The organism is Arcticibacter sp., from assembly GCF_053551015.1.
On sequence record NZ_JBMQOB010000007.1, the window covers coordinates 45,342 to 67,119 of the forward strand.

At 46.6% G+C, this 21,778-nt stretch carries 19 protein-coding genes; 8 read left to right on the forward strand and 11 right to left on the reverse strand.

Going from position 1 to position 21,778, the window contains the following annotated elements; genetic code table 11:
- Window positions 1–78: 78 nt before the first annotated feature.
- Both ACO1NU_RS03040 and ACO1NU_RS03045 read right to left on the reverse strand, forming a co-directional pair.
- Window positions 79–1,569: an OmpP1/FadL family transporter gene (locus ACO1NU_RS03040; protein ID WP_448816982.1), complete on the reverse strand. Its 1,491-nt coding sequence runs from the start codon at window positions 1,567–1,569 to the stop codon at window positions 79–81.
- 17 nt (window positions 1,570–1,586) lie between these two features.
- Complete coding sequence (locus ACO1NU_RS03045; RefSeq protein WP_448816983.1) at window positions 1,587–2,534, reverse strand: hypothetical protein; 948 nt, start codon at window positions 2,532–2,534, stop codon at window positions 1,587–1,589.
- A 159-nt stretch (window positions 2,535–2,693) separates the two neighbouring features.
- Between ACO1NU_RS03045 and proS the strand changes: the two genes are divergently transcribed.
- Together proS and ACO1NU_RS03055 are read left to right on the forward strand one after the other, a co-directional pair.
- Window positions 2,694–4,166 carry a proline--tRNA ligase gene (gene proS / locus ACO1NU_RS03050; protein ID WP_448816984.1) on the forward strand — a complete coding sequence of 491 codons (1,473 nt, stop codon included), beginning with the start codon at window positions 2,694–2,696 and terminating at the stop codon, window positions 4,164–4,166.
- 312 nt (window positions 4,167–4,478) lie between these two features.
- On the forward strand, window positions 4,479–5,519 hold the full coding sequence (locus ACO1NU_RS03055) for an AI-2E family transporter (protein ID WP_448816985.1): 1,041 nt from the start codon (window positions 4,479–4,481) through the stop codon (window positions 5,517–5,519).
- Here the strand turns inward: ACO1NU_RS03055 and egtD are convergent.
- Both egtD and egtB read right to left on the reverse strand, forming a co-directional pair.
- The gene (gene egtD, locus ACO1NU_RS03060) at window positions 5,500–6,480 is read right to left on the reverse strand and encodes an L-histidine N(alpha)-methyltransferase (protein ID WP_448816986.1); all 981 of its coding nucleotides are present in this window, start codon (window positions 6,478–6,480) and stop codon (window positions 5,500–5,502) included. The genes ACO1NU_RS03055 and egtD overlap by 20 nt on opposite strands.
- A 12-nt stretch (window positions 6,481–6,492) precedes the next feature.
- A complete protein-coding gene (egtB, locus tag ACO1NU_RS03065; RefSeq protein ID WP_448816987.1) occupies window positions 6,493–7,647 on the reverse strand; it encodes an ergothioneine biosynthesis protein EgtB in 1,155 nt (384 codons plus the stop codon).
- A gap of 72 nt (window positions 7,648–7,719) precedes the next feature.
- Between egtB and ACO1NU_RS03070 the strand changes: the two genes are divergently transcribed.
- Genes ACO1NU_RS03070 through mnmE form a run of 3 tightly spaced genes read left to right on the forward strand, consistent with a single transcriptional unit; the run spans window position 7,720 to window position 11,096 of the window.
- Window positions 7,720–8,862, forward strand: a complete 1,143-nt coding sequence (locus ACO1NU_RS03070; protein ID WP_448816988.1) for a cystathionine gamma-synthase — start codon at window positions 7,720–7,722, stop codon at window positions 8,860–8,862.
- A 41-nt stretch (window positions 8,863–8,903) separates the two neighbouring features.
- On the forward strand, window positions 8,904–9,725 hold the full coding sequence (locus tag ACO1NU_RS03075) for a TIGR02757 family protein (protein WP_448816989.1): 822 nt from the start codon (window positions 8,904–8,906) through the stop codon (window positions 9,723–9,725).
- Window positions 9,726–9,734: 9 nt separating this feature from the next.
- Window positions 9,735–11,096, forward strand: a complete 1,362-nt coding sequence (gene mnmE / locus ACO1NU_RS03080; protein WP_448816990.1) for a tRNA uridine-5-carboxymethylaminomethyl(34) synthesis GTPase MnmE — start codon at window positions 9,735–9,737, stop codon at window positions 11,094–11,096.
- A gap of 118 nt (window positions 11,097–11,214) precedes the next feature.
- Here mnmE and ACO1NU_RS03085 read toward each other — a convergent pair whose 3' ends face one another.
- Window positions 11,215–11,688, reverse strand: a complete 474-nt coding sequence (locus tag ACO1NU_RS03085; RefSeq protein WP_448816991.1) for a DinB family protein — start codon at window positions 11,686–11,688, stop codon at window positions 11,215–11,217.
- 127 nt (window positions 11,689–11,815) lie between these two features.
- On the opposite strand from ACO1NU_RS03085, the gene ACO1NU_RS03090 reads away from it, so the two are divergent.
- Window positions 11,816–13,228, forward strand: a complete 1,413-nt coding sequence (locus ACO1NU_RS03090) for an MFS transporter (protein WP_448816992.1) — start codon at window positions 11,816–11,818, stop codon at window positions 13,226–13,228.
- Between the two features lie 4 nt (window positions 13,229–13,232).
- Here ACO1NU_RS03090 and ACO1NU_RS03095 read toward each other — a convergent pair whose 3' ends face one another.
- The 6 genes from ACO1NU_RS03095 to ACO1NU_RS03120 form a co-directional block, all read right to left on the reverse strand.
- Entirely contained in the window at window positions 13,233–14,117 is an 885-nt protein-coding gene (locus tag ACO1NU_RS03095) for a DUF808 domain-containing protein (protein ID WP_448816993.1), read from the reverse strand.
- 68 nt (window positions 14,118–14,185) lie between these two features.
- Window positions 14,186–15,850, reverse strand: a complete 1,665-nt coding sequence (locus ACO1NU_RS03100) for an FAD-dependent oxidoreductase (RefSeq protein WP_448816994.1) — start codon at window positions 15,848–15,850, stop codon at window positions 14,186–14,188.
- Window positions 15,840–17,348, reverse strand: a complete 1,509-nt coding sequence (locus ACO1NU_RS03105; protein WP_448816995.1) for a polyamine aminopropyltransferase — start codon at window positions 17,346–17,348, stop codon at window positions 15,840–15,842. The genes ACO1NU_RS03100 and ACO1NU_RS03105 overlap by 11 nt, the downstream gene beginning before the upstream one ends.
- 2 nt (window positions 17,349–17,350) lie before the next feature.
- Window positions 17,351–17,575, reverse strand: coding sequence for a DUF350 domain-containing protein (locus tag ACO1NU_RS03110; protein WP_448816996.1), 225 nt, complete (start codon window positions 17,573–17,575; stop codon window positions 17,351–17,353).
- A gap of 182 nt (window positions 17,576–17,757) precedes the next feature.
- Window positions 17,758–19,101 (reverse strand): DUF4178 domain-containing protein, encoded by a 1,344-nt coding sequence (locus tag ACO1NU_RS03115; protein ID WP_448816997.1) that lies wholly within the window; start codon window positions 19,099–19,101, stop codon window positions 17,758–17,760.
- Between the two features lies 1 nt (window position 19,102).
- Window positions 19,103–19,543, reverse strand: a complete 441-nt coding sequence (locus ACO1NU_RS03120) for an S-adenosylmethionine decarboxylase family protein (protein WP_448816998.1) — start codon at window positions 19,541–19,543, stop codon at window positions 19,103–19,105.
- Window positions 19,544–19,957: 414 nt separating this feature from the next.
- On the opposite strand from ACO1NU_RS03120, the gene ACO1NU_RS03125 reads away from it, so the two are divergent.
- Together ACO1NU_RS03125 and ACO1NU_RS03130 are read left to right on the forward strand one after the other, a co-directional pair.
- Window positions 19,958–20,524, forward strand: coding sequence for an RNA polymerase sigma factor (locus tag ACO1NU_RS03125; RefSeq protein WP_448816999.1), 567 nt, complete (start codon window positions 19,958–19,960; stop codon window positions 20,522–20,524).
- A gap of 57 nt (window positions 20,525–20,581) precedes the next feature.
- The gene (locus ACO1NU_RS03130; RefSeq protein WP_448817000.1) at window positions 20,582–21,745 is read left to right on the forward strand and encodes a FecR family protein; all 1,164 of its coding nucleotides are present in this window, start codon (window positions 20,582–20,584) and stop codon (window positions 21,743–21,745) included.
- The last annotated feature ends 33 nt before the right edge of the window (window positions 21,746–21,778 follow it).

Sequence of the window (21,778 nt, forward strand, 5' to 3'; positions counted from 1 at the left end):
AATAGGCGTAAAAAAAAGAGAGGGTGATCACTTATCATGATTCACCCTCTCTTTCTATCACGAGATGGATTATGCCTGCTAGAAGCGAACGCCCAAAGTCAGGAAAACATTGTCGTTAGACCATTTCAAATCTGACCGTGGACTTTCCATAGCGATTTCGTAAGGGAATATGGTTTGGTTTCTGGAAACATTCTGATATGTGGCATCCACATAGAAGTTTCCAACGCGGTATCCAAGACCACCGCTGATCACGTTTGTAGCACCGCTGATGCCTTTCTCGGGATTAGCCAGGTAGCTGTAACCAGCTCTTAAATACAGGTTGGGATTCAGGCGTCCCTCACCACCGATTTTTGCGTTCACTACCGATTTGTACAGGTCCGATATGCGTTGATTGTCGGCACCCGAACCAGAGTAGTTGCTCAGTTTCATGCCCGCGTAATCTACGTACTCGACATCTGCCGATAAGAATCCAAACTGCTGGAAGAATACCGCCACACCACCATTCACTTTCATTGGAGTTCTCAGGTTGTAATTGTCGGCAAAAGTCTCCGGAAGCGCAGGGAAGTTGTCTCCGCCCACATAAGAAGTTTCGAGGGAAAGGCTGCTGTCATCTTCGATAGAATACCAGGTTGGGCTGCTAAACGATGCACCAAAACGAACCGATTCGACGGGTTTATAGATCATCCCCAGTTTAAAGTTTACACCACTTCCGCGTGTCTGCTGATTGAAGTCATAGAATGATTTGTATTCCGCGCCCTCGGCTACTACATTGGGAATACCGCCTACATTTCCTACTTCGCTTATCGAAGTATATGAATTATATCTCAAGCTGGTTAATCCAACACTTAGTCCCAGATACAGCTTATTGCTGTAGTTAGTACCCATGGCGATGTTGAACTCTGTCTGTCCGCCTGTTCTTCTTCTTAACAGGGTCTGATCCGCATTAAGATAGGTATTGGCGGCATACAGGTTACCGTATTGATCTCTGCCTACGGAGTCAATCAGATAGCTCTCATAACCCCACCATCCGAGCGGATTAGCGTCGCGGTTCAGGTCATCAGTGCTTCCGCCAACCAAATTTGCCTGCTCAGCAAAGAAGTCTCCGATGGAGTTATTGGGGTTGACGCCTGCCAGAAACAGGTTGTCGTAGAAGTTGTTCGTCCGGTTAAAAGAAAGCCCGAAGTTGAAGTTCAGAAATCCGGTCGTTGCATTTGAACCTACAGGAACCTTCTTGGCAGAATGGAACAGCAGGGAGGCATTGGCCAGGTTGAGCTGACTTTTAGAGTCGCCTTCTGTTTGCCCGAAATAGGTTGCATTTACATTTGATGAGTTAAACTCAGGGGTGATGCTGATCTCGGATCTGTTGAAGAAACCAAGTCCTGCAGGGTTTCCACCAATAGAGCTTAGATCACCGCCTACTGCGGTTGATGCATTTCCTATAGCCTTTATCCGGGATGTAGAACCGTCGTTGAACTGGGAGAACCTGAGCGCGTCCTGATTAAATTGTGCGTATGATGCTTGGGTGATCGCAGTAGCTGCGATCACCATCAATATATTCTGAATTTTCATGTTGGTTTAGTTAAGTATTATCTGGAACCTCTGCTTGGTCTGGAGCCGCCTCCACCACCTGAGCTACCGCCGCTTGAACCACCACCTGAGTTTGATCCGCCCCAGCTGCTCGGACGAGTAGACTGAGTTGATGGTGTACGGTCAACGTAAGGTTCTCTTGTTGGTCTTTCAACACGAGTTGGTCTGCTCTGCGTTGCAGCGCCTGAACCGCCCCGGGTTGAGGTTCCTGTCGTAGGTCTTGACGGACGGCCGTATGTTCCGTTCATCGTGCCTGCTCTTCCTGTACGGTCATAAATTGTACCGTTAGTTCTTCCAATTCCAGCTGCGCGGGTGCCGCGGGCAGTACCTCTTACAGCATCAGGGTTGCCTGATCCAAGATATGGACGCGGGTTGTTCCTCCGTGCTGAGACATTGCCATAGTAGCCGCCCCCGTAGCCATAACCGTATCCAGGATAGCGGAATCCGCCGTAAGATACCGGTCCCCAGTAGTTTCCGTATGCATACGGATTGCCGTAACCCCATGGATTGTAACCCCATGAACCACCGAAGGTGCCAAAGCCAAACCACATGGAGTAGCCTGGGCGGAATGCCCATGGATCATAGAAGAACGGATCGTATCCGTAGCTGTACCACGGATTGTAACCGAAAGAATAGAAGTTGTCGTAGTATGGACGGTAGCCGGAGCCATACTGAAAGCGGTTGATGCGCGAAGCATAACCATAGTCGTAATCGTAATCGATGTTGTCTGAATAATCGCCGTCTGAATAGTCATTACCTCCGTAAAGCTGCTCATCCGTACGATAGTTGCGGTCAGCAACAGGAGCATAGTTTACTTCTTTTGCTTTGGCCTGGGTGCTGTAAACATCGTCATCAGTTGCGGTACTCTGCTGCGCCAGCTGGGTAGTGGAGCAGGAGGCCAGCATAACAGCGAACGCTGCCATAGCCGGTATAATTAGTTTTCTCATCGCTGTGTGTGTTAAGTCTCCAATCATCACTGTATCTGTATAGACGCAAAACATAGGAAAAGGTTGCGTCAAATAATGGTAAAATTGCCCGGTTTGTTTTATAACTTTGCTCGCTCGGACAGTGTGTTAAAATTACGAAAAAAACAACATAAATTAAATATGAGTAAAGGTATTACGAGCAAAAACGACGACTATTCAGCATGGTATAATGAACTTGTTACAAAGGCAGATCTGGCGGAGCATTCGGCTGTGAAAGGTTGCATGGTTATCAAGCCTTATGGCTACTCCATTTGGGAGAAAATGCAGGCTGCACTTGACAAGATGTTTAAAGACACCGGCCATAGTAACGCCTACTTTCCGCTCTTTATTCCTAAGTCATTTTTCTCGAAAGAAGCTGCTCACGTTGAAGGTTTTGCAACGGAATGTGCTGTTGTTACCCATTATAGATTGAAGAACGATGGTCAGGGAAATATTATTGTAGATGAGGAGGCAAAACTTGAAGAAGAACTGATCGTTCGTCCGACCTCAGAAACGATCATCTGGAACACCTATCGCGGATGGATCCAGTCATACCGCGACCTGCCGATTCTGGTGAATCAATGGGCGAATGTGGTGCGCTGGGAAATGCGTACGCGCCTCTTCCTGCGTACAACCGAATTCCTGTGGCAGGAAGGCCATACAGCTCACTCTACAGCTGCCGAAGCTATTGAGGAAACAGAGAGAATGCTGAACGTTTATGCCGACTTTGCTGAAAACTGGATGGCTATGCCGGTTGTGAAAGGTATCAAGACAGCGAACGAGCGTTTTGCAGGTGCAGTAGAGACGTATTGTATCGAAGCACTTATGCAGGATGGAAAAGCACTTCAGGCGGGAACATCTCACTTCCTGGGTCAGAATTTCGCTAAAGCATTCGATGTTAAGTTCACCAGCAAAGAAGGAAAGCTGGATCATGTCTGGGCAACATCCTGGGGGGTATCTACCCGCTTAATGGGTGCACTGATCATGGCGCATTCCGACGATTCAGGTCTGGTTCTTCCTCCGAAACTTGCACCCATCCAGGTGGTGATCGTTCCGATCTACAAGAGCGATGCTGATTTAGCTAAGATCACTGAATTTGCTGATAATCTGCATGCTGAGCTTAAAGCAAAAGGTATTTCGGTTAAGTATGATGACCGCGATACGCAGCGCCCCGGTTTCAAGTTTGCTGAATACGAATTGAAGGGTGTGCCTGTACGTATTGCTATTGGCGGCCGCGACATGGAAAACGGCACCGTAGAGATTGCGAGAAGAGATACAAAAGAAAAACAGACCATTTCACAGGAAGGCCTGGCTGCGCATATTGAAGGTTTGCTGGAAGATATTCAGACAAACATTTATCAGAAAGCTCTTCAGTTCCGTTCTGAAAACATCACCGAAGTAAATTCATACGAAGAGTTTAAAGAAGTACTGGATGGGAAAGCCGGCTTCGTGTCTGCTCATTGGGATGGCACTCCTGAAACGGAGAAGAAGATCAAGGAAGAAACGAAGGCAACTATCCGTTGTATTCCTTTGGACAATAAGCTGGAGGATGGAGTATGTATTTACTCCGGACAACCTTCTAAGCAACGCGTTCTTTTTGCAAGAGCTTACTAGAATTTATTCAAGTATGCTATAGAAAGGCTGGTCACTTGAATAGTGATCAGCCTTTGCTGTATCCGGACGACCCGCTTCATTGAGGCTCGCCGATGCTGAGAAGATCCAGCTGATATTTGAAGCCGGTACGAAGGAGAAAAATCAGGGAATTGAAGTGGGGCCGATACTGCTCCTGCCGAAGAACAGGTGAGCGGGGAAGGTCTCTGCTAAAATATTCCGTTCATCGTCAGTGATATGACTTGGTCAGCAACAGTCCATTTGGTCATTTTAAAACATTTTCACGGCAGAAGCAGTTTTCTTGCGTGTACTATTATGACTGAAGAAAAAAAAGATTTAAATCTGTTCGCTAAAAAGGTCTGGATCACTGCCGGCATCATCGCTTTGCTGGTCATCCTCATCTTTATTCTTAAGGCAGCTTTTAATGTGCTGCTGATGATCTTCGCAGGATCACTCATCTCTATCTTTTTCCACGGGCTTGCTGATCTTGTCGAGAGGAAAACAAAGTGGAAACGCGCGGTTAGCATGACGGTGGGTGTTCTGTTTACCTTTCTTCTTATCGGATCTATGTTCTACCTGATGGGAGCCAAGATTTCTCAGCAGGCGAGTGAGATGTCGAAGGAGATTCCCGGCCTGGTTGATACCGCCGAAAGCAAGTTGAGAGAGTCTACCATGGGTAGGAAGATCCTGTACTATTTCGCGGGAAATAATAGCCAGAAGCTGATGAACTCCTTTCAGCAGATCTTCCGGACAAGCTTTGGAGTAGTAGGAGATCTCTACATTATTCTCTTTATCGGGCTTTTTTTTACGGTAAATCCCTCCATGTATAAAGAAGGCGTGGTTAAGCTGATGCCCCGACCGGCTAAGCAGGGTGCCAGGAGGGTGATGAATCGAATAAGCGGGACGCTGAAAGGCTGGCTAAAAGGCGCCATGCTGGCCATGTTTATTATTGCCATTTTCACCTTCATCGGACTGAAGATTGTTGGTTTACCAATGGCTTTGGCACTCGCAGTGATGGCGGGACTGCTAAACTTTATACCTAATTTCGGGCCGCTTATAGCGATGATCCCCGCCGTGTTAATCGGATTGACCATCGACACCAACACCGGCCTTATTGTAGCGGCTATGTATGTCGGCATTCAGGCTATTGAGAGCAACGTGGTGACGCCGATGGTTCAGAATGCGATCATTAAAATCCCACCGGCTATGATTATTATCAGTCAGGTGTTGATCGGAACGCTGACCGGGGGCTTAGGTATCATCCTGGCGACTCCACTTCTGGCTCTTGTTATCGTAATCGTCGACGAGCTGTATGTTAAAAATCAGGAGGAAGGCGTTACACCGCCCTCCAAATAACGTCAGAAAACCAATTCTTCGAATCTTTTATTGTAAGCACAGGTGCGAACCCGGAAGCTGAGGCGAATACTTCGATCTCGCCTTCTGTGTATTTGTGGGAGGTCTCGGTAAAAATATATTCGTTTTCCCGGAAAGAGAATGAATGGCCATCAATGGTAACCGTCTGATCTGTTTTGCTGATCAGGTAGCTCTTACACGCACCGGTCTCCGGATCATAGTTTTCGTAGTGGTGGAACTGACTTAAGATGAAGTCTCCGCCCAGATCGCGGTTGATCCTTGAAAGGAGGTTTAGGTTGAACTTCTCTGTGATGCCCGCCTGATCGTTATAAGCGTTGAAGATCACCCAGGGGTCTTTCTTTAAATCATATCCCATCAGAACAAGATCTCCGGGAGAAAGGTGTTGACGAAGTCTGACACAGAAAGCCTGCGCCTCATCGGGCGACATATTGCCGATGTTGCCTCCCAGGAACATGATTAGCTTTGGTCGCCCGGACATAGCCGCAGCCTTTTTCAACGCCTCGAAATAGTCACCCTGAATACCTTCCACGCGAATGCCTGGAAGTCGCTCCGGGATTTCGGCGTTCAGCATGTTGATGATGTTGGACGAGATATCGATGGGGATGTAGGTGAAATCAAGATCGTTGGACATCAGGCATTTTAGAAGATAGAAAGACTTCGAGGCGTCGCCTGCACCCAGTTCAATCAGATCAAAGTTACTTTTGAAGCTTCGCAGCACGGAGGTCATCTCTTCGCAATGCTCTCTGAATATTTCCAGCTCGCAGTCGGTCAGGTAGTATTCAGGAGACTGCATGATTTGCTTAAACAGCTCATCACCCTGGGCGTCATAGAAGTATTTAGATTGAAGTGCTTTCGGTTCAGTTGACAAGCCCTTAAACACGTCATCTTTAAACGCTTTGAGAGTCTCGTCTGTAAGGGGCATATATTCGGTTAATACATTCATAGGTAGATTGATTTATTTGGCCAGACGGATGCCGGTAAACTGCCAGCGAAGATGCGGGTGGAAGAAATTTCTGTAGGTATTTCTTCCGTGGCCCGGTGAGGTGAACGTAGACCATCCACGGAGTACCATCTGGTTGACCATGAACTTGCCATTGTACTCGCCGAGCGCTCCGGGTGCACGCTGGAAGCCAGGGTAAGGAAGATAGGCGCTTTCGGTCCATTCCCACCGCTTTCCATACAGCAGCTGGGGAGAAGCGGCTTCCCACTCGAATTCAGTAGGTAAGCGCTGTCCTTTCCACTCTGCGTAGGCGTGGGCTTCGTAGTAGCTGATATGTACAACGGGGGTCGTCGGCTCGACAGGGACAAGGCCATCCATGGAATAGGTGTGCCATGTGCCATCCAGCAGGTGCCAGTACATTGGCGACTGAATGTTTTCCCGGTTTACCCATTCCCAACCCTCAGCATGCCAGTACCGGAAATCCTTGTATCCGCCCTCGGCGATAAATTCCATGTATTCCGCATTGGTTACTAAAGTGCGACTTATCTGATACTCCTGGAGGTATACCTTATGTCTTCCCAGCTCATTGTCGAAGCTAAAACCTTTTCCCTTATGCCCAATTTCATACACCCCTTCATCCATATGGAGATAATCCCATTCCTGGTTGTAGATGATCTTTACCTTGTTCATCTTCAGGTTGTAGGGTGGGAATAAGGGGTTATGCCCCAGGATGTATTTCATGTCGGAAAAGAGCAGTTCCTGATGCTGTTCCTCATGGTTGAGACCGAGCGTGACCAGGTCGCGCAGCTCGTCATCGACTCCAGCGCTGTTACTAAGTAACTCAGCCATTGCCTCGTCAACATACTTCCGGTATCTATAGATATCTTCAACGGAGGGGCGACTCAGGTTCCCCCGGTCTGTGCGGATAACACGGGCCCCGACTGTTTCATAGTAACTATTAAAAACATAATTGTAGTTGACATTGAACTCGCGATAGCCCTGGATGTAGGGCTTCAGCAGGAAAGTCTCGAAGAACCAGGTAGTATGTCCCAGGTGCCATTTCGGAGGGCTCACATATTCAACCGGCTGCACCACATAATCTTCAATGTTCAGAGGCGCAGCGATCCATTCCGTGCGCTTCCTCACAGCGATATATTGAGAGATTAACATATTGATGTATTAATTCATGTATTAAGTGCTTAAACCTGAAATTGTTTTATTTTTGCGGTTCAACATGCAATTATGAAGTTCGGAACAAAAGCTATACATGCGGGACAAGAGCCTGATCCAACAACAGGAGCAGTAATGACACCTATTTACCAGACCTCTACCTACTGGCAGAAGTCGCCGGGTGACCACAAGGGATATGAATACTCGAGGGGTACCAACCCCACCCGTAAAGCCCTTGAAGACTGCTTTGCCGCGCTGGAAAATGCACGTTATGGCCTGGCCTTTGCGAGTGGTATGGCTGCAACCGATGCAGTAATGAAATTGCTGAAGGCAGGAGATGAGGTGATTACGGGCAATGACCTCTATGGTGGGTCATATCGTATCTTTACGAAAATCTTCGCGAACTATGGTATCAAATTCCACTTTATTGACCTTTCTGATCCGGAAATCATCCATCAGTATGTCAACGAAAATACCAAGCTGATCTGGATAGAAACGCCTACCAATCCGACGATGAAGATTGTTGACATTCAGGCTGTAGCTGCAATAGCGAAGGCGAAGAATGTGCTGCTGGCTGTTGACAATACGTTTGCTTCTCCGTATCTCCAAACCCCTATAGATCTGGGTGCAGATATTGTGATGCACTCGGCTACTAAATACCTGGGCGGGCACTCAGACGTTGTGATGGGTGCACTAATGCTGAATGATGAGGAGCTCTATAAGAAGCTTTGGTTTATATATAATTCTTGTGGTGCCACACCGGGACCACAAGACAGTTTTCTGGTGCTCAGAGGACTGAAGACGCTGCATCTCCGGATGAAAGCACATTGCGAAAACGGACGTGCGATAGCCGAGTTCCTCAAGTCTAACCCCAAGGTAGATAAGATCTACTGGCCCGGCTTTGAAGATCACCCTAACCACGATGTAGCGAAGAAACAAATGCGCGATTTTGGTGGCATGATCTCCTTCAGTTTAAAGGGGGCTGATCTGGAAGCCACGTTCAAGCTGGCATCGTCATTTAAGGTGTTTTCGCTTGCAGAATCGCTCGGTGGAGTAGAGTCGCTGATCAATCATCCGGCATCTATGACGCATGCTTCGATTCCGAAGGAGATTCGTGAAGCTGCAGGAGTAACAGATAACTTACTGAGATTAAGTGTGGGAGTGGAGGATATTGAAGATCTTCTTGAGGATATTAAGCAAGCAATAGGAGCTTAGGAGTGAAATTGGACAGACAAGAATTAAAGTCGTTTTTAGATATGAAGGCTGATCAATACAATCAGCCTTCGTTTATTGATAACGATCCCATTGTGATTCCTCATCAGTTCAGCTTGAAGCAGGACATAGAGATCATGGGTTTCTTTGCGTCTATACTGGCGTGGGGGCAGAGAAAAACCATTATCAATAAGTGTAATGAACTGATTGAGCGTATGTCGGGCACACCATATGCCTTTATAAGCGGGCATCAGGAGGAAGATCTGAAGGCTCTTTTAGGGTTTAAGCACCGCACGTTCAACGATACGGATCTCTTGTATTTTGTTAGCTTTTTCAAGCATCATTACGCCCGTTTCGATTCTCTGGAAGATGCCTTCCTGCCTTCGCGAACAAGCCGGTTTTTTGAATTCGAGGGACACCCCGTGGATCATAACGGAGATGAGATGGCGGTTCGCGCCATGTCGGCAGTAAGCGGCACCGAGCATAGGGTAGAAGTTATCCTGAATCATTTCAGGAGATACTTTTTCAGTCTGCCGGACTTTCCTCCGCGTACAATCAAACATGTGAGTTCACCATCGCAGAAGTCGACCTGCAAGAGATTAAATATGTTCTTGCGCTGGATGGTCAGAAAAGACGATAAGGGCGTAGATTTCGGTATATGGAACAGGATATCACCTTCGCAGCTTATATGTCCCTGCGACCTGCACGTAGACCGCGTAGCGAGAAAGCTAGGTTTGATCTCCAGGAAGCAAACAGATTGGCGAACAGCAGTGGAGTTGACAGATCATCTACTGGATTTTGATCCCCTTGACCCGGTCAGGTATGACTTCGCTTTATTCGGGCTGGGTATTGAGGAAAAGTTTTAAAAGCATATCATGACAAACAACGATACAATAGTGGCACTAGCCACACCTTCAGGCAGCGGCGCAATCGGTGTGATCCGCTTATCAGGTCCGGAGGCTATCACGATAACAAATAAAGTATTTAAAGGGAAGGATCTGTCGAGTCGGCCCTCCCATACCATCCATTTCGGAACCATCAGAGACGGAGAGGCCATCCTGGACGAGGTACTCGTCTCGCTGTTTATCGGACCACGCTCCTATACAAAGGAGCATGTGGTGGAGATTTCCACTCATGGTTCTCAGTACATCATTGAGAGTATCATCAAGCTTTTAATCCGTTCTGGTGCCCGTGCAGCAAAGCCAGGAGAATTTACGCTTCGCGCGTTTTTAAACGGCGGGATGGATCTTTCGCAGGCAGAAGCGGTAGCTGACCTGATTGCATCGAACTCAGCATCATCCCACCAGGTGGCTATGCAGCAGATGAGGGGAGGCTTTTCGAATGAATTGCAGGTTCTCCGGGAACAGCTGATTCATTTTGCTTCTATGATTGAGCTGGAACTTGACTTTGGGGAAGAAGATGTGGAGTTCGCGAACAGAGACCAGCTGCGGGATCTGATCAATAAGATCAACCGGGTACTTCATAAGTTGATCAGTTCTTTTGAACAGGGCAACGTGATGAAAAATGGGGTTCCTGTGGTCATTGCAGGTAAACCAAATGTCGGTAAGTCTACACTCCTGAATGCTCTCCTCAACGAGGAGCGGGCTATTGTATCTGAGATAGCAGGTACCACACGTGATACTATTGAAGATGAGATGTCTATCAAAGGCGTGGTGTTTCGCTTCATTGATACAGCAGGGATTCGCGAAACCGCCGATATCATTGAGGCAAAAGGCGTAGAACGAACGCGGGAAAAGATGCGCCAGGCGAAGCTGATTATGTATCTTTTCGATCCTGTTGTTCAGCAAGTTGATGAAATTAGGGCGCAGCTGGAAGAGCTTGAGACGTTAGGAATTCCGTATGTTGGTATCGTCAATAAGAAGGATCTTTTAGACGAATCTCTGATCCAGTCGCTGGACACGCTTCATCTGAACTTTATCTCTGCCAGGGAGAAGGATGGTATCGAAGAGTTGAAGAATGAGATATTACGCAAAGTGAATCTGCACAAGATAAACAACGATGATGTGATTGTTAGCAATATCCGCCATGTGGAAGCGCTGCAAAAGACGGAGGAGGCATTGTCGCGGGTGTTGTATGGCTTGGATAATTCGGTGACGTCTGACTTTTTAGCGATGGATATCAAGCAGGCCTTGTATTATCTTGGGGAAATTACTGGGTCGGTGACGACGGATGATCTTCTGGATAATATTTTTTCGAAGTTCTGTATTGGGAAATAAGTTTACTACCCACAGACCTGGTTATTGGCCCGCGATCTCAAGATACAGTTAAGGTACACATCCAGCCTGGTTCTACGTAGTTGTTTAAGGCTGAAAGTACCTCTTTCTGAACTTCTGATCAGGACTCCCAGGCCCCCAACAAACGTCTGATGACAACAATCTCTGCAACGTGATACGCTGTATGGTCTGCAATCTGCAGCGCTTCACGTAAGAGGGTTTGCCCCGTTCCGTGCGCTAAAGGAGCATATAGGTTCCCTGCGTGCAGCAGAGCGATAAACTCTTCCAGATCAGACCAGATACGTTTTACGCTTGCTTCGAAGGTCTCGCTATCCTCAGGAGCTGATTCTTCGGGCCAGTAACCCTCAGGCCATTCAGGCGACTGATGTTCGGCACTTTTACAGAATTCGAGCATGTCCCATTGCGCAATCCGGATATGTTCTACCAATTGCCAGATACTATAGGGTAGATGCTCCGGCATCTTTCCAAGCAGATCCATCGGAAGATCCTTCAAAGCATCATGCAAGCTGACATGTGCCGTTCCTCCCCTCAGGAGCTTCTCGAGTTCGTTAATCAGATGATCGTTATTCTGCATAGCGCGGTAGATTTTAAGTTCAGCCTGGAGCGTAACAAACAAACGCGCAGCCTCCAAGGCCCAGGACTCATTGCTTTAACAAACCAAACAATGAAGCTGTTTTGCCGTTTTTCTTAGCATCGCGCCCATGAAGTCAACAGCAGCAACATCCAGTACCGAAACAACAAAGAAACTTCTTCCTATTATCCTGGCTACCTCTATTTTTATGCAGATGCTGGATTCTACAATCCTGAATACGTCGCTTCCTGCGATTGCCAGGGATCTGCACGAGTCGCCTTTGGATATGCAAAATGCTATCATCAGTTATGTGCTGACCCTGGCGGTATTTATGCCCGTCAGCGGATTTTTATCTGATAAGTTTGGCACCAGAAGGATCTTCATTCTTTCGCTGATCTTGTTTAGTGCGGGTTCGCTCTTCTGTTCATTATCCCAAAATCTTTCTCAGCTAGTGGTTGCACGAATGATACAAGGTGTAGGAGGGAGCCTGATGACTCCGGTTGGCAAACTTGCTCTGATCAGGACGTTCCCCAAACATGAGCTGCTAAAAGCGATGAACTTCGCCATTGTTCCCGCCTTGATAGGCCCCGTTCTTGGGCCGCTCGTTGGTGGGTATATGGTTGATTATCTATCCTGGCACTGGATCTTCCTCATCAATATACCGATAGGCCTGCTGGGAATCGCGCTAAGTGTCAGGTTTATGCCCGACTATAAGTCACCTATCATTGATTTTGATCTGAAAGGCTTCCTTATCTTCGCAGCGGCTTCTTTACTACTCTCCGTTGCTCTGGAGTTATTTGGTAATACCGTACATATCACTCCCGTTCTGGTTATTTTGCTTGGTGGATTCCTGATGCTGTACTTTTACTACCGGCACGCATCTAGAGACGAGAATCCGATATTCCCCCTGAATCTTTTCCAGGTGCGTACGTTCCGCGTAGGCATACTGGGTAACCTGGCCACGCGCTTGGGAATCAGCTCCATTCCGCTGTTACTGCCCATGATGATACAGATCGCATATGGGGAGTCTGCCGTAACCTCCGGATGGATTGTCGCGCCAATGGCTCTAACGGCCATGTTCGGTAAGTCGGTGGTGATCGGGATACTCGACCGCTTTGGCTATCGTGCTACGCTGATGACCAATACCTTCGTTATCGGGATGCTGATATGCAGTCTTGCTATTCCCGCAGTCAACACGTCTATTTACTGGTATATACCCATTATCGCTGTGCTGGGCTTCTTTAACTCCATCCAGTTCACTTCCATGAACACCATTTCCATTGCTGATCTGCGCCAATACCATACAAGCAGCGGAAACTCGCTGGTCTCTGTCAATCAACAACTTGCTATCGGCTTTGGTGTCGCATTCGGACTTATCGTTCTCAAGATCTTCCAGGGCGATGAGAGGTTGATACATAACGAAATACACAATGCATTCCGTTATACATTCCTCGTTGTCGGCGTATTAACCATACTCTCTGGTTTCATCTTCAGAAGACTGCATTTCAGGGATGGCGACAATATGAAATCTGAAGATAGATAGGCGACTATCCTGCTGTGTTAGGCTGACGTTTGAAAAGTGAGATTACTTTTTTTACCAGTGTTACACCAGCCACCACGATGAGGCCGGCCACTATTCCAAACGCAAACTCCTTGACAGTTACTTGTATGGTTGGAAATACATGATGGAAATATTCCACGTTATGGACAAATATGCCTCCCGAAACGAGCAGTAGAGCAATGGTTCCTACAACCGCCAGTACCCTTATGATAATCGGCAACATTTTAACGAGCAATAAGCCGAGCTTGGCTAACAATCCCTTGTCTTCAGATACCCGCATCAGTTTATAGCCTGCATCATCCATTCTGACGATCAGCGCAACAATGCCGTAGACGCCGATGGTTGCCAGTACCGCAACGACCGATACGGTAAGAATCTGCGTGGTGAGACTCTCGTCCAGAACGCTCCCAAGGGCAATGATGACAATTTCAACAGACAGGATGAAGTCAGTTGTGATGGCGGATTTGACCTTCGTGGCCTCTGCAGCGCGATCATCTTGTTTAACTTCTTCAATAACCTCGTCTCCTTTCTTTGAACGGTGGAAGAAGAATTCAATTATTTTTTCGACGCCTTCGTATGCGAGATAAAGTCCGCCTAAAATCAGGACAAACTTAATAGCAGCCGGGAAGAAAGCATTTAATAAGAGTGCGATCGGAACGATGATGAGCTTATTGAGCAGTGACCCTTTGGTGATCGCCCAAAGTACCGGAATCTCCCTGGAGGATAAAAAACCTGTTGCTTTCTCTGCATTGACCGCCAGGTCGTCCCCTAAAATGCCTGCTGTCTTGTGTGTGGCTACCTTCGTTGCGACTGCAACATCATCCATTAAGGCAGCTATATCATCTAAAATTGCAAAAAAACCTGAAGCCATATTCTATTCTCAATGTTACACAAATTAATTTAAATCGAAGATTTGAACCCGGAAATCCGGATTCAGTTTTAATTTTCTCTACTGTTAGCAGATAAAATTTCTTTTGCGGCCCTTATACCTTGATGAAATGCTTCCTCGAAAATCGAGATGCCGCTTAGATCTGAATGCGCAAAAAAGATCCGCCCGTTAAGCGGCTTCGAGGCATTCATGCGGTCGCTGCCGGAAATGAAGCCTGGCGTAGGGCATATCATACCATGGCCCCATAGCCATAGCTCAACGTGCTCAATATTCTCTGTAATGTTGGGATGCATATATTCCATCTCCGGTAGAATGATGTCCAGCCACTGCTCATAGGTCCTGGCATAGGCTGCAAGCCTTGAAACGCGTGGTTCATGATCGCAAAGCGGCAGATAATACGTAAAAACCTTTTTGTCTTCCATCGTCTTTAAACTCTGCTGACCTGCATTCACATAACCAACAGACGCCGTGTTATAGGCTACATTATCCCAGCATAGACCTGCACCCTTCGTGTGGGGCATTACCTTCAGGGTGATATTCGCCACGAGCCATGGCGCGTAGCTGAACTTTCCGTAATCAACCGCTCTGTGCTGTAATCCGCTGAGAAGCTTTTGATTTACGTACTGCGGACAAGCCATGATCAACTGCTTCGCATGGATGGTATGTGAGGATTGCGTTTTCAGATCAACAGCATGAACGGCAAAGCCGCCACCTGCTTCTTCTGTGATACTGTAGGCCATTTCTCCCGTCCGGATATGATTCTTAACCGTTGAAGCAAGATGGCTCATCAATCGTCCATTTCCTTCCGGCCAGGTTAAAACAGTACTACTGTCTGCATTTGCGGCTCTTCCTCTTCGTGCAGCGAAATAGTTCAAACCTGCCCAAGCAGATACAGCATTTGATTTTTGGCCGTAGTCATCTTTGCAGCAATAGTCGAGATACCACAACAAGTACGGTGATGTAAACCCCTTCTCCTGCAAATAACTTTTGAAGGATATAACGTCAAGCTTCCTGTAGGCAATGTCTTTAGAACTTTTCGCTACCGGAATGTCAAAGGCATACTTTCCATCTGTTCCTTTTTCTGTCTTGAGACTCTCACACAGCTCAAAAAAAGATTTGATCTGTTTTCTGTCCTCATCAGCGATTCCAAATTCCGGCACCAGTCCGTCCTGCCATTGCCCGTTGATCAGTAACCTCTCCTCGGGAGCAAAACACAGATCGAACTCATTGTAAAAGGGGAGACCATCCACATAGTGGCTAATGATTCCATGTTCTTCCAGGAAGCTGAGCAGCTCCGCATCCTCATTATTGGGAATAGGAATGTAATGCGCTCCGAGAGGGTAGGCGCTGACTTCGTTCTGCCGGAAGCCTGCATTTCCTCCTACATGCTTTTCCAGATCGAGAAGTTCAAAGTCAGTGTGTCCATGCTTCTTCAGCCAGCGGGCTGCCGACAATCCGGATATTCCACCGCCCACAATCAGTGTCTTCACGCGACGCGCAGATGATGGCGATGGTACATGAACTTTATCTCTTAAAATATGTCCCGCCGTGGAATTCGGACCTTTTAGTTCTCCTTTGATATGGCTGTAGTCGGAGTCTCCGGGACTAATCTTTCGAAGGCAGGCATTCAGTGTGATACCTGTCGTCAACAACCCTGCTCGCAAAAGGAAGCTGCGCCTGTTGATGCTTCTTAATACATTTTGCTTAAAGAACATCCGACCACTCCTCTTCGAAGTACTTCACAAGCACCTGATTGTTCAACTTATTCACCTCGGTCTCCCGCCTCGACATATCTTTCGGAAAGTAAAACATCTGGTCAAGGCTCCCTTTACTGATAAACTTCAAGCCCGGTACGAAGGTCTCGGGTTTTTTATAATAGGCCTTATTCATGGCCATAATATATCCCCATTCCCCAAATGAAGGGACATAGTTATGATAGGGCACCGTATGCAAACCTACAGACTCGAGCGTCTTGTTAACCGACCAGAAGGAATTAGGAGCCACATACGGAGATGTTGACTGCACGACAATGATTCCATCAGGTTGGAGCATTTCTTTGATGAGCTTGTAAAATGAATTGGTATAAAGCTTTCCGACAGAGTAGTTAGACGGGTCTGGGAAATCCACTACAATGAAGTCAAATTTATCCTTCTGACTCCTGACCCAGGAAAACGCATCTGCATTAATCACCTTAACCTTTGGCGATAACAATGCCTTCTGATTCAGCTTGATCAGCATGCTGTTATTCTGAAATAAGGATGTCATCCCTTTATCCAGATCAACCAGGGTAATGCTCTTCACCTGAGGGTACTTAAGGATCTCCCGTACCGCCAATCCATCACCGCCACCCATAACGAGTACCTGCTTTGCTTCAGGCAGTGCACTCAGTCCCGGGTGCACCAGGGCTTCATGATAACGGTATTCGTCATCGGAGCTGAACTGGAGATTTCCATTTAAAAACAATCGAAGCGTTTTTCCCCGCTTGGTTAATATGATACGCTGATAGGGAGTGCTCTTGGAGTAAATGATGGTATCATTATAGCTCAGACTCTCAGAAAAGCTGGTAATAGTCTCTGCATATATAAATCCTGCAAGAAGTCCTGCTATGCTGACAATCGATGCTGTCTGCAGGTATTTTGCTCCCCGGATTTCTTTTCTGAAGTTGGCACACACGATCAATGCCACAAGGACATTGAGAATACCGAAGAGATAAGAGGTTTTTACAATGCCGAGGTAAGGAATCAGCAAAAGCGGAAAGATCAGGGAAGCAAGCAGGGCACCTATATAATCGAATGTAAATACCCGCGAAACGAGATCCTTAAATTCGTAGCGGTTTTCTAAAATCCTCATCAGGAGCGGAATCTCGAGTCCCACCAGTATCCCCGTCAGGGAAACCAGCCCGTAGAGCAATATCCTAAAGGATGCGATACTCTCAAAAAGTAAAAACAGGAGCGTAGAGCTGGTGCCTCCAACCAGCCCGACAAGTATCTCAATCTGTATAAACCACGACAGGATATTCTTATCGAAATACTTCGATAACCAACTACCTATCCCCATGGAGAATAAATAGACGCCAATAATCGTAGAGAACTGCGTAACGGAGTCGCCCAACAGGTAGCTGGCCAGTGTACCCGCAATCAATTCGTAAATGAGCCCACAGGTTGCCACAACAAATACGGATAGCAGCAATAGCGTGGGAAGTCTCTTGTCCATCTCTAACTGTGAATTGCGGAGCTGATGATCAGGGCGACAGCAATCATAAACGCTGCGCAAACAATGGCAAGTGCCATGTTGTGTTCCTCTATGATTTCCTTCCAGAGATTCTCAGGAGTGATTCTTTCAATGATCCAGAAGGCGATGACCAGGATCAAAATACCGAGGACAGAGTAAACTATCGACGCCACAATGTACTTGTAACTAATCAGTTCGTGCAAGCTCATGATAAATTCATTTATGATATAATCTTCGTCCATATCCCGTATGGACACGGTTGTTCGTATTGTATTCTGTATTTCTCTCAGCTGTGTCCTCCCAGAAGGCATTAGCGTTCCATGTTTTATAAGCAAAGCAGCCAACAATCAGGATGAGGAAAGCGATGTATATTTTAACTCGTCGGCTCATATCAGGAATCAAAAGGTGAATAATCACTGTTCATCCAGCGTCTCTTTTCGAAAGTCCTCATCCTGAACCAACAGTAAAGAGGGTATGGGCATAAAATCAGTATAGTCATGAAGATATTTCTCCAAAGCGTCACGTTGGACACAACGCGTATGTGCACGTCTGTTTGACTTGGATCTCCTGATACAGGATAAATATTCAAGTGGTATTTGCCTTCCGGAATCGCAGATAGCACAATGGACATCTCATTAGAGCCTTCACTCCATGACTCACCATCTTCCCAGCCGTGGTAGTATTCGATTCCCTTCGTTACTTCCCAGCTTTCATTTGTCTGGTCGTTTATCAGGATTACAGTTGCTTCAAGCCAGTTATTGTCGACATCTGAACCCACGGTAATCTCCAAAGGAGAAGGCCCGTCGGCTAGTTTAAACGAAGGGGTGAGGAAGGGTTTAAATTCGTGTGTTCCGGTCTGGGAACTGATTACGCCTGTCGAATCGAACTGAGCGGGTCCTTTATCAAACGTGATATCGAAGTCACTGTTCAGAAGTTCTTGCTCAGGCTTCAGCATGCCCACTACGACTTGAAAGAGCAACATAGCGACAACGGCGAGCACACTATACATGAGAAGCACGCCAAAATCTCTTGTATGGGCCGATGGCTGATTAGCGCCAATACCAATCTTTTCAGGAAAAGTATCTATGTCCAATCCGAATGCCTCTGCAACCTCGCGGGGTTCAATATATTCACCCCAGTAATATTGCGCGTACGTTCCCTGACCCTCACGAGATATCATGAGCGGAGGAGCGATATATTCGTACGTTCGGGCGTTGTCAGACAGCACATCCCAGTCGAACTCGCCAATGAGCGCTGTTGTTATAGGAGTGTACTTATTAAAAACCTTGTAGTCGACCCCTTGCAGCGTGGCTACCGAAGAATCACTAACGGTTTGCTCAAGCGTCGACTCCCAGATCTTGTCGACAATAATGTTCCAGTGACCATTATAAACTGAAAGAGTCGCATAGCCCTTTTCATAGTTATAAAGAAGATACTCTTGCCATGTATAGGTAGTTCCCTTCTCTTTTCGCTCCAAGTAGGCAATAACTTTAAACGGATGATCCTTTAACTTTCCCGCTGTCCCAAGCGGGATAAGTGGGCTCTCTTTTACAGACTGCACAACTTTCTGCGCCTTTCCTCTGCTGTGGATACTGCTGAAGCGAATAAAAGAATGGCATGAGGGGCAAACGCAGAACTCACTACCCTCAGGATCGTAGAGTTTGATGGGTTTACTGCACTCAGGACAGCTAACCGTTTCAATAAAAGGAAAGGAGAGTAAGTTAACCGTGGCCATCCTAGCGAACTATTTCTGTTTTCTGCTTTTCGGTACCTTCAAAAAAAAGCAGCACCTCCTGATAGATAGCCTTAACTTTGTCTGTGTTGTCTTTTTGATAGTTAGACAAGAAAATATCAAAGGTTGCCAACTTGAACTCAGGCCAGGTATGAATGGACAGGTGAGACTCGGTAAGACAAACAACCGCAGTAAAACCACCATTGTCAAAGTCATGATAGACTTCTCCGACTTTTGCCAGCCCGTATGAAGCGATCAGATCGCTAAAAAGATTTCTACAGGAAGCTGATGAGTAAAGAAGCTGATCATTATCCGTGCTAAATTCAGCTAAGATGTGTAATCCAGGTTTATATTTCATTTGTGATAAGGCACTCAAAAATATAAATACTTTCAAATAAATTGTCAGAAAGCGATGCTCAATTATAAGAAATAACTTCTTTTTCATTATGATGGTCTTCACAGCAGGAAGTCTGCCGTTCAACCTTCATCAGATCCCTGAAAAGACTGGCCTGGCTGCGATGGGTACCCTTCTGTTAAGGAACTTTTATCCATGTCGCGGTGATAACAGCCGCCGCTGCCGGTTAAGTTGAAAAAAAAGCGTTCCGCTCAGGCATATCTAAGGGCATATTGTGAATATTCCCGAAAAACATTAGATTTAGGTCTCGCTAGTTGCTATATACTGGTTATAATGCAGACTGAAATTTATCCACAGTACGTTTTTATCCATTTAAGCCTCAATGAACAAATTTAATAAGTCATCTTCTTTGCCGTTATTTTTAGAGTTAACATGGTGTTAATACTTGGTAACTACATTTGCTGTGTGCTATATCAGAATATGCTGGTCAATTGTGTAATTTAAATGGAAATTTGTAACCAGGTACGTCAGGATCTTAAGAGCGGCGATCGAACCGCCTTTAAAACGGTGTTCGACGCATACAGCCCTGGAATCTTTGTGCTCTCTTTCGGAATTCTGAAGAATAAAGAACTGGCTGAAGAGATCGTGCAGGAAACTTTTATCAAGTTATGGCTTTTGCGCGATACGATTGACACCTCCAGAAACCTATGGTCTTTCATTTACGTCATCGCCAAGCGTATGTGCTTTAATAAATTGCGGAGCGCCAGGTACGATCTATTGCTTCAGCAGGAACTCCTTCAGCACATGTCGGGTGTGGTAGAGGATACCAAGATTCAGGTCAATGAACTGAAGCAACTGCTACAGCACTCAGTAGGGCTCCTGCCAGCCCGCCAGCGCGAAGTCTGGCAGCTCAGCAGGGAAGAAGGCCTATCGCACAAGGAAATCGCCGATCAGCTGGGTATATCACCCAATACCGTTAAAAATAGTCTGGTACAAACTCTTAAGTACCTGCGTCAGCATTTCAAAAAGGCTGATTACCTCTATTTTTTTATTTTTTCACTTTTTCTATAGTCCTACCAGCCGGTTCGTGTGTACATAGGGTAATAAAGCATCACAATTTATTACTTAGTGAATAGAGACCGATTTAAGCAACTAGCCAGAAAATACTTCAACGACGAACTTACGGAGGAGGAACTGAAAGAATTTCTGTCTGCACTAGACAACCAGGAACACGCATTCTATGAATCCGTTGATGATGAAATAGACCTGGATCATACTCCCTCTTTTGACCCCGAAGCAGCTTTTGCCAAACTTTCACAGGATGAAAGGTACGCTGAACGCCCACGCATCAGGCGTCTGGAACGGCATGTCTGGACTGCTGTAGCTTGTTCTGTCCTGATCATGATAGGCTCCCTCGTTTATCTCAACTACAGCAAATCAGGTCAGGTAAATCCAACCCGCACTACCGCAGTTACAAAGAAGACCGTGAAAGAAGATCAACCTGATATCCACGGAGCTATACGTCTTGCCGATGGCACTCAGCTCGCTCTGGCGGACATCAGCGAAAAGGAGCATGACTATAAAGGGGTGAAGCTTTCCCGCATTTCAGAAAACCTCTACAAGGTAGCTATACATCCTGGCGGCCACGCTTCAAAGCTCCCGTATCATGAATTTTCTACCGGAAAAGGAATCAGTTACGCCTTACTGCTGCCCGACGGATCAAAGGTCGATCTGAACTCAGGTACGACCCTGAAGCTGAATCCCGGATTTGGCGTAAGCAATCGCGACTGCGAGCTGAGCGGAGAGGCCTATTTTGACGTCACACACAATGAGTCGCTCGCTTTTCGGGTTAAAACCCGCGATTACGACGTAAAGGTGCTCGGTACACAGTTCAACGTCAAAAGCTATCCGCACAATAGCTATTCTCAGACGGCGCTGGTAAAAGGGAACGTTCATGTAGCTAAAGACCACAAGGAGGTGAACCTTCTGCCCGGCGATCAGGTGCGGGCACAAGCTGGTGTCCTCCAGAATAAGAGCAAAGCTAACCTCAGAGATATACTCGCATGGAAAGAAGGATATTTCCGGTTTACCGACGCGCGGATCGAAGATATTATGCGTGATATCATGAACTGGTACGCTATCGATGAGATAGATTATCAATATACATCAAATGAGTCATTTACAGGCTCCATTGTGCGCACCCGCAGCCTCAAGGATGTTCTGGAAAGCATTGAAAAAATATCTAACCTACGGTTTGAAATTAGAGAAGGGAGGGTGATCGTCAGAAAGTAAGCCTCAGGAAATAGGCAATCGGAAGCGTTGCAC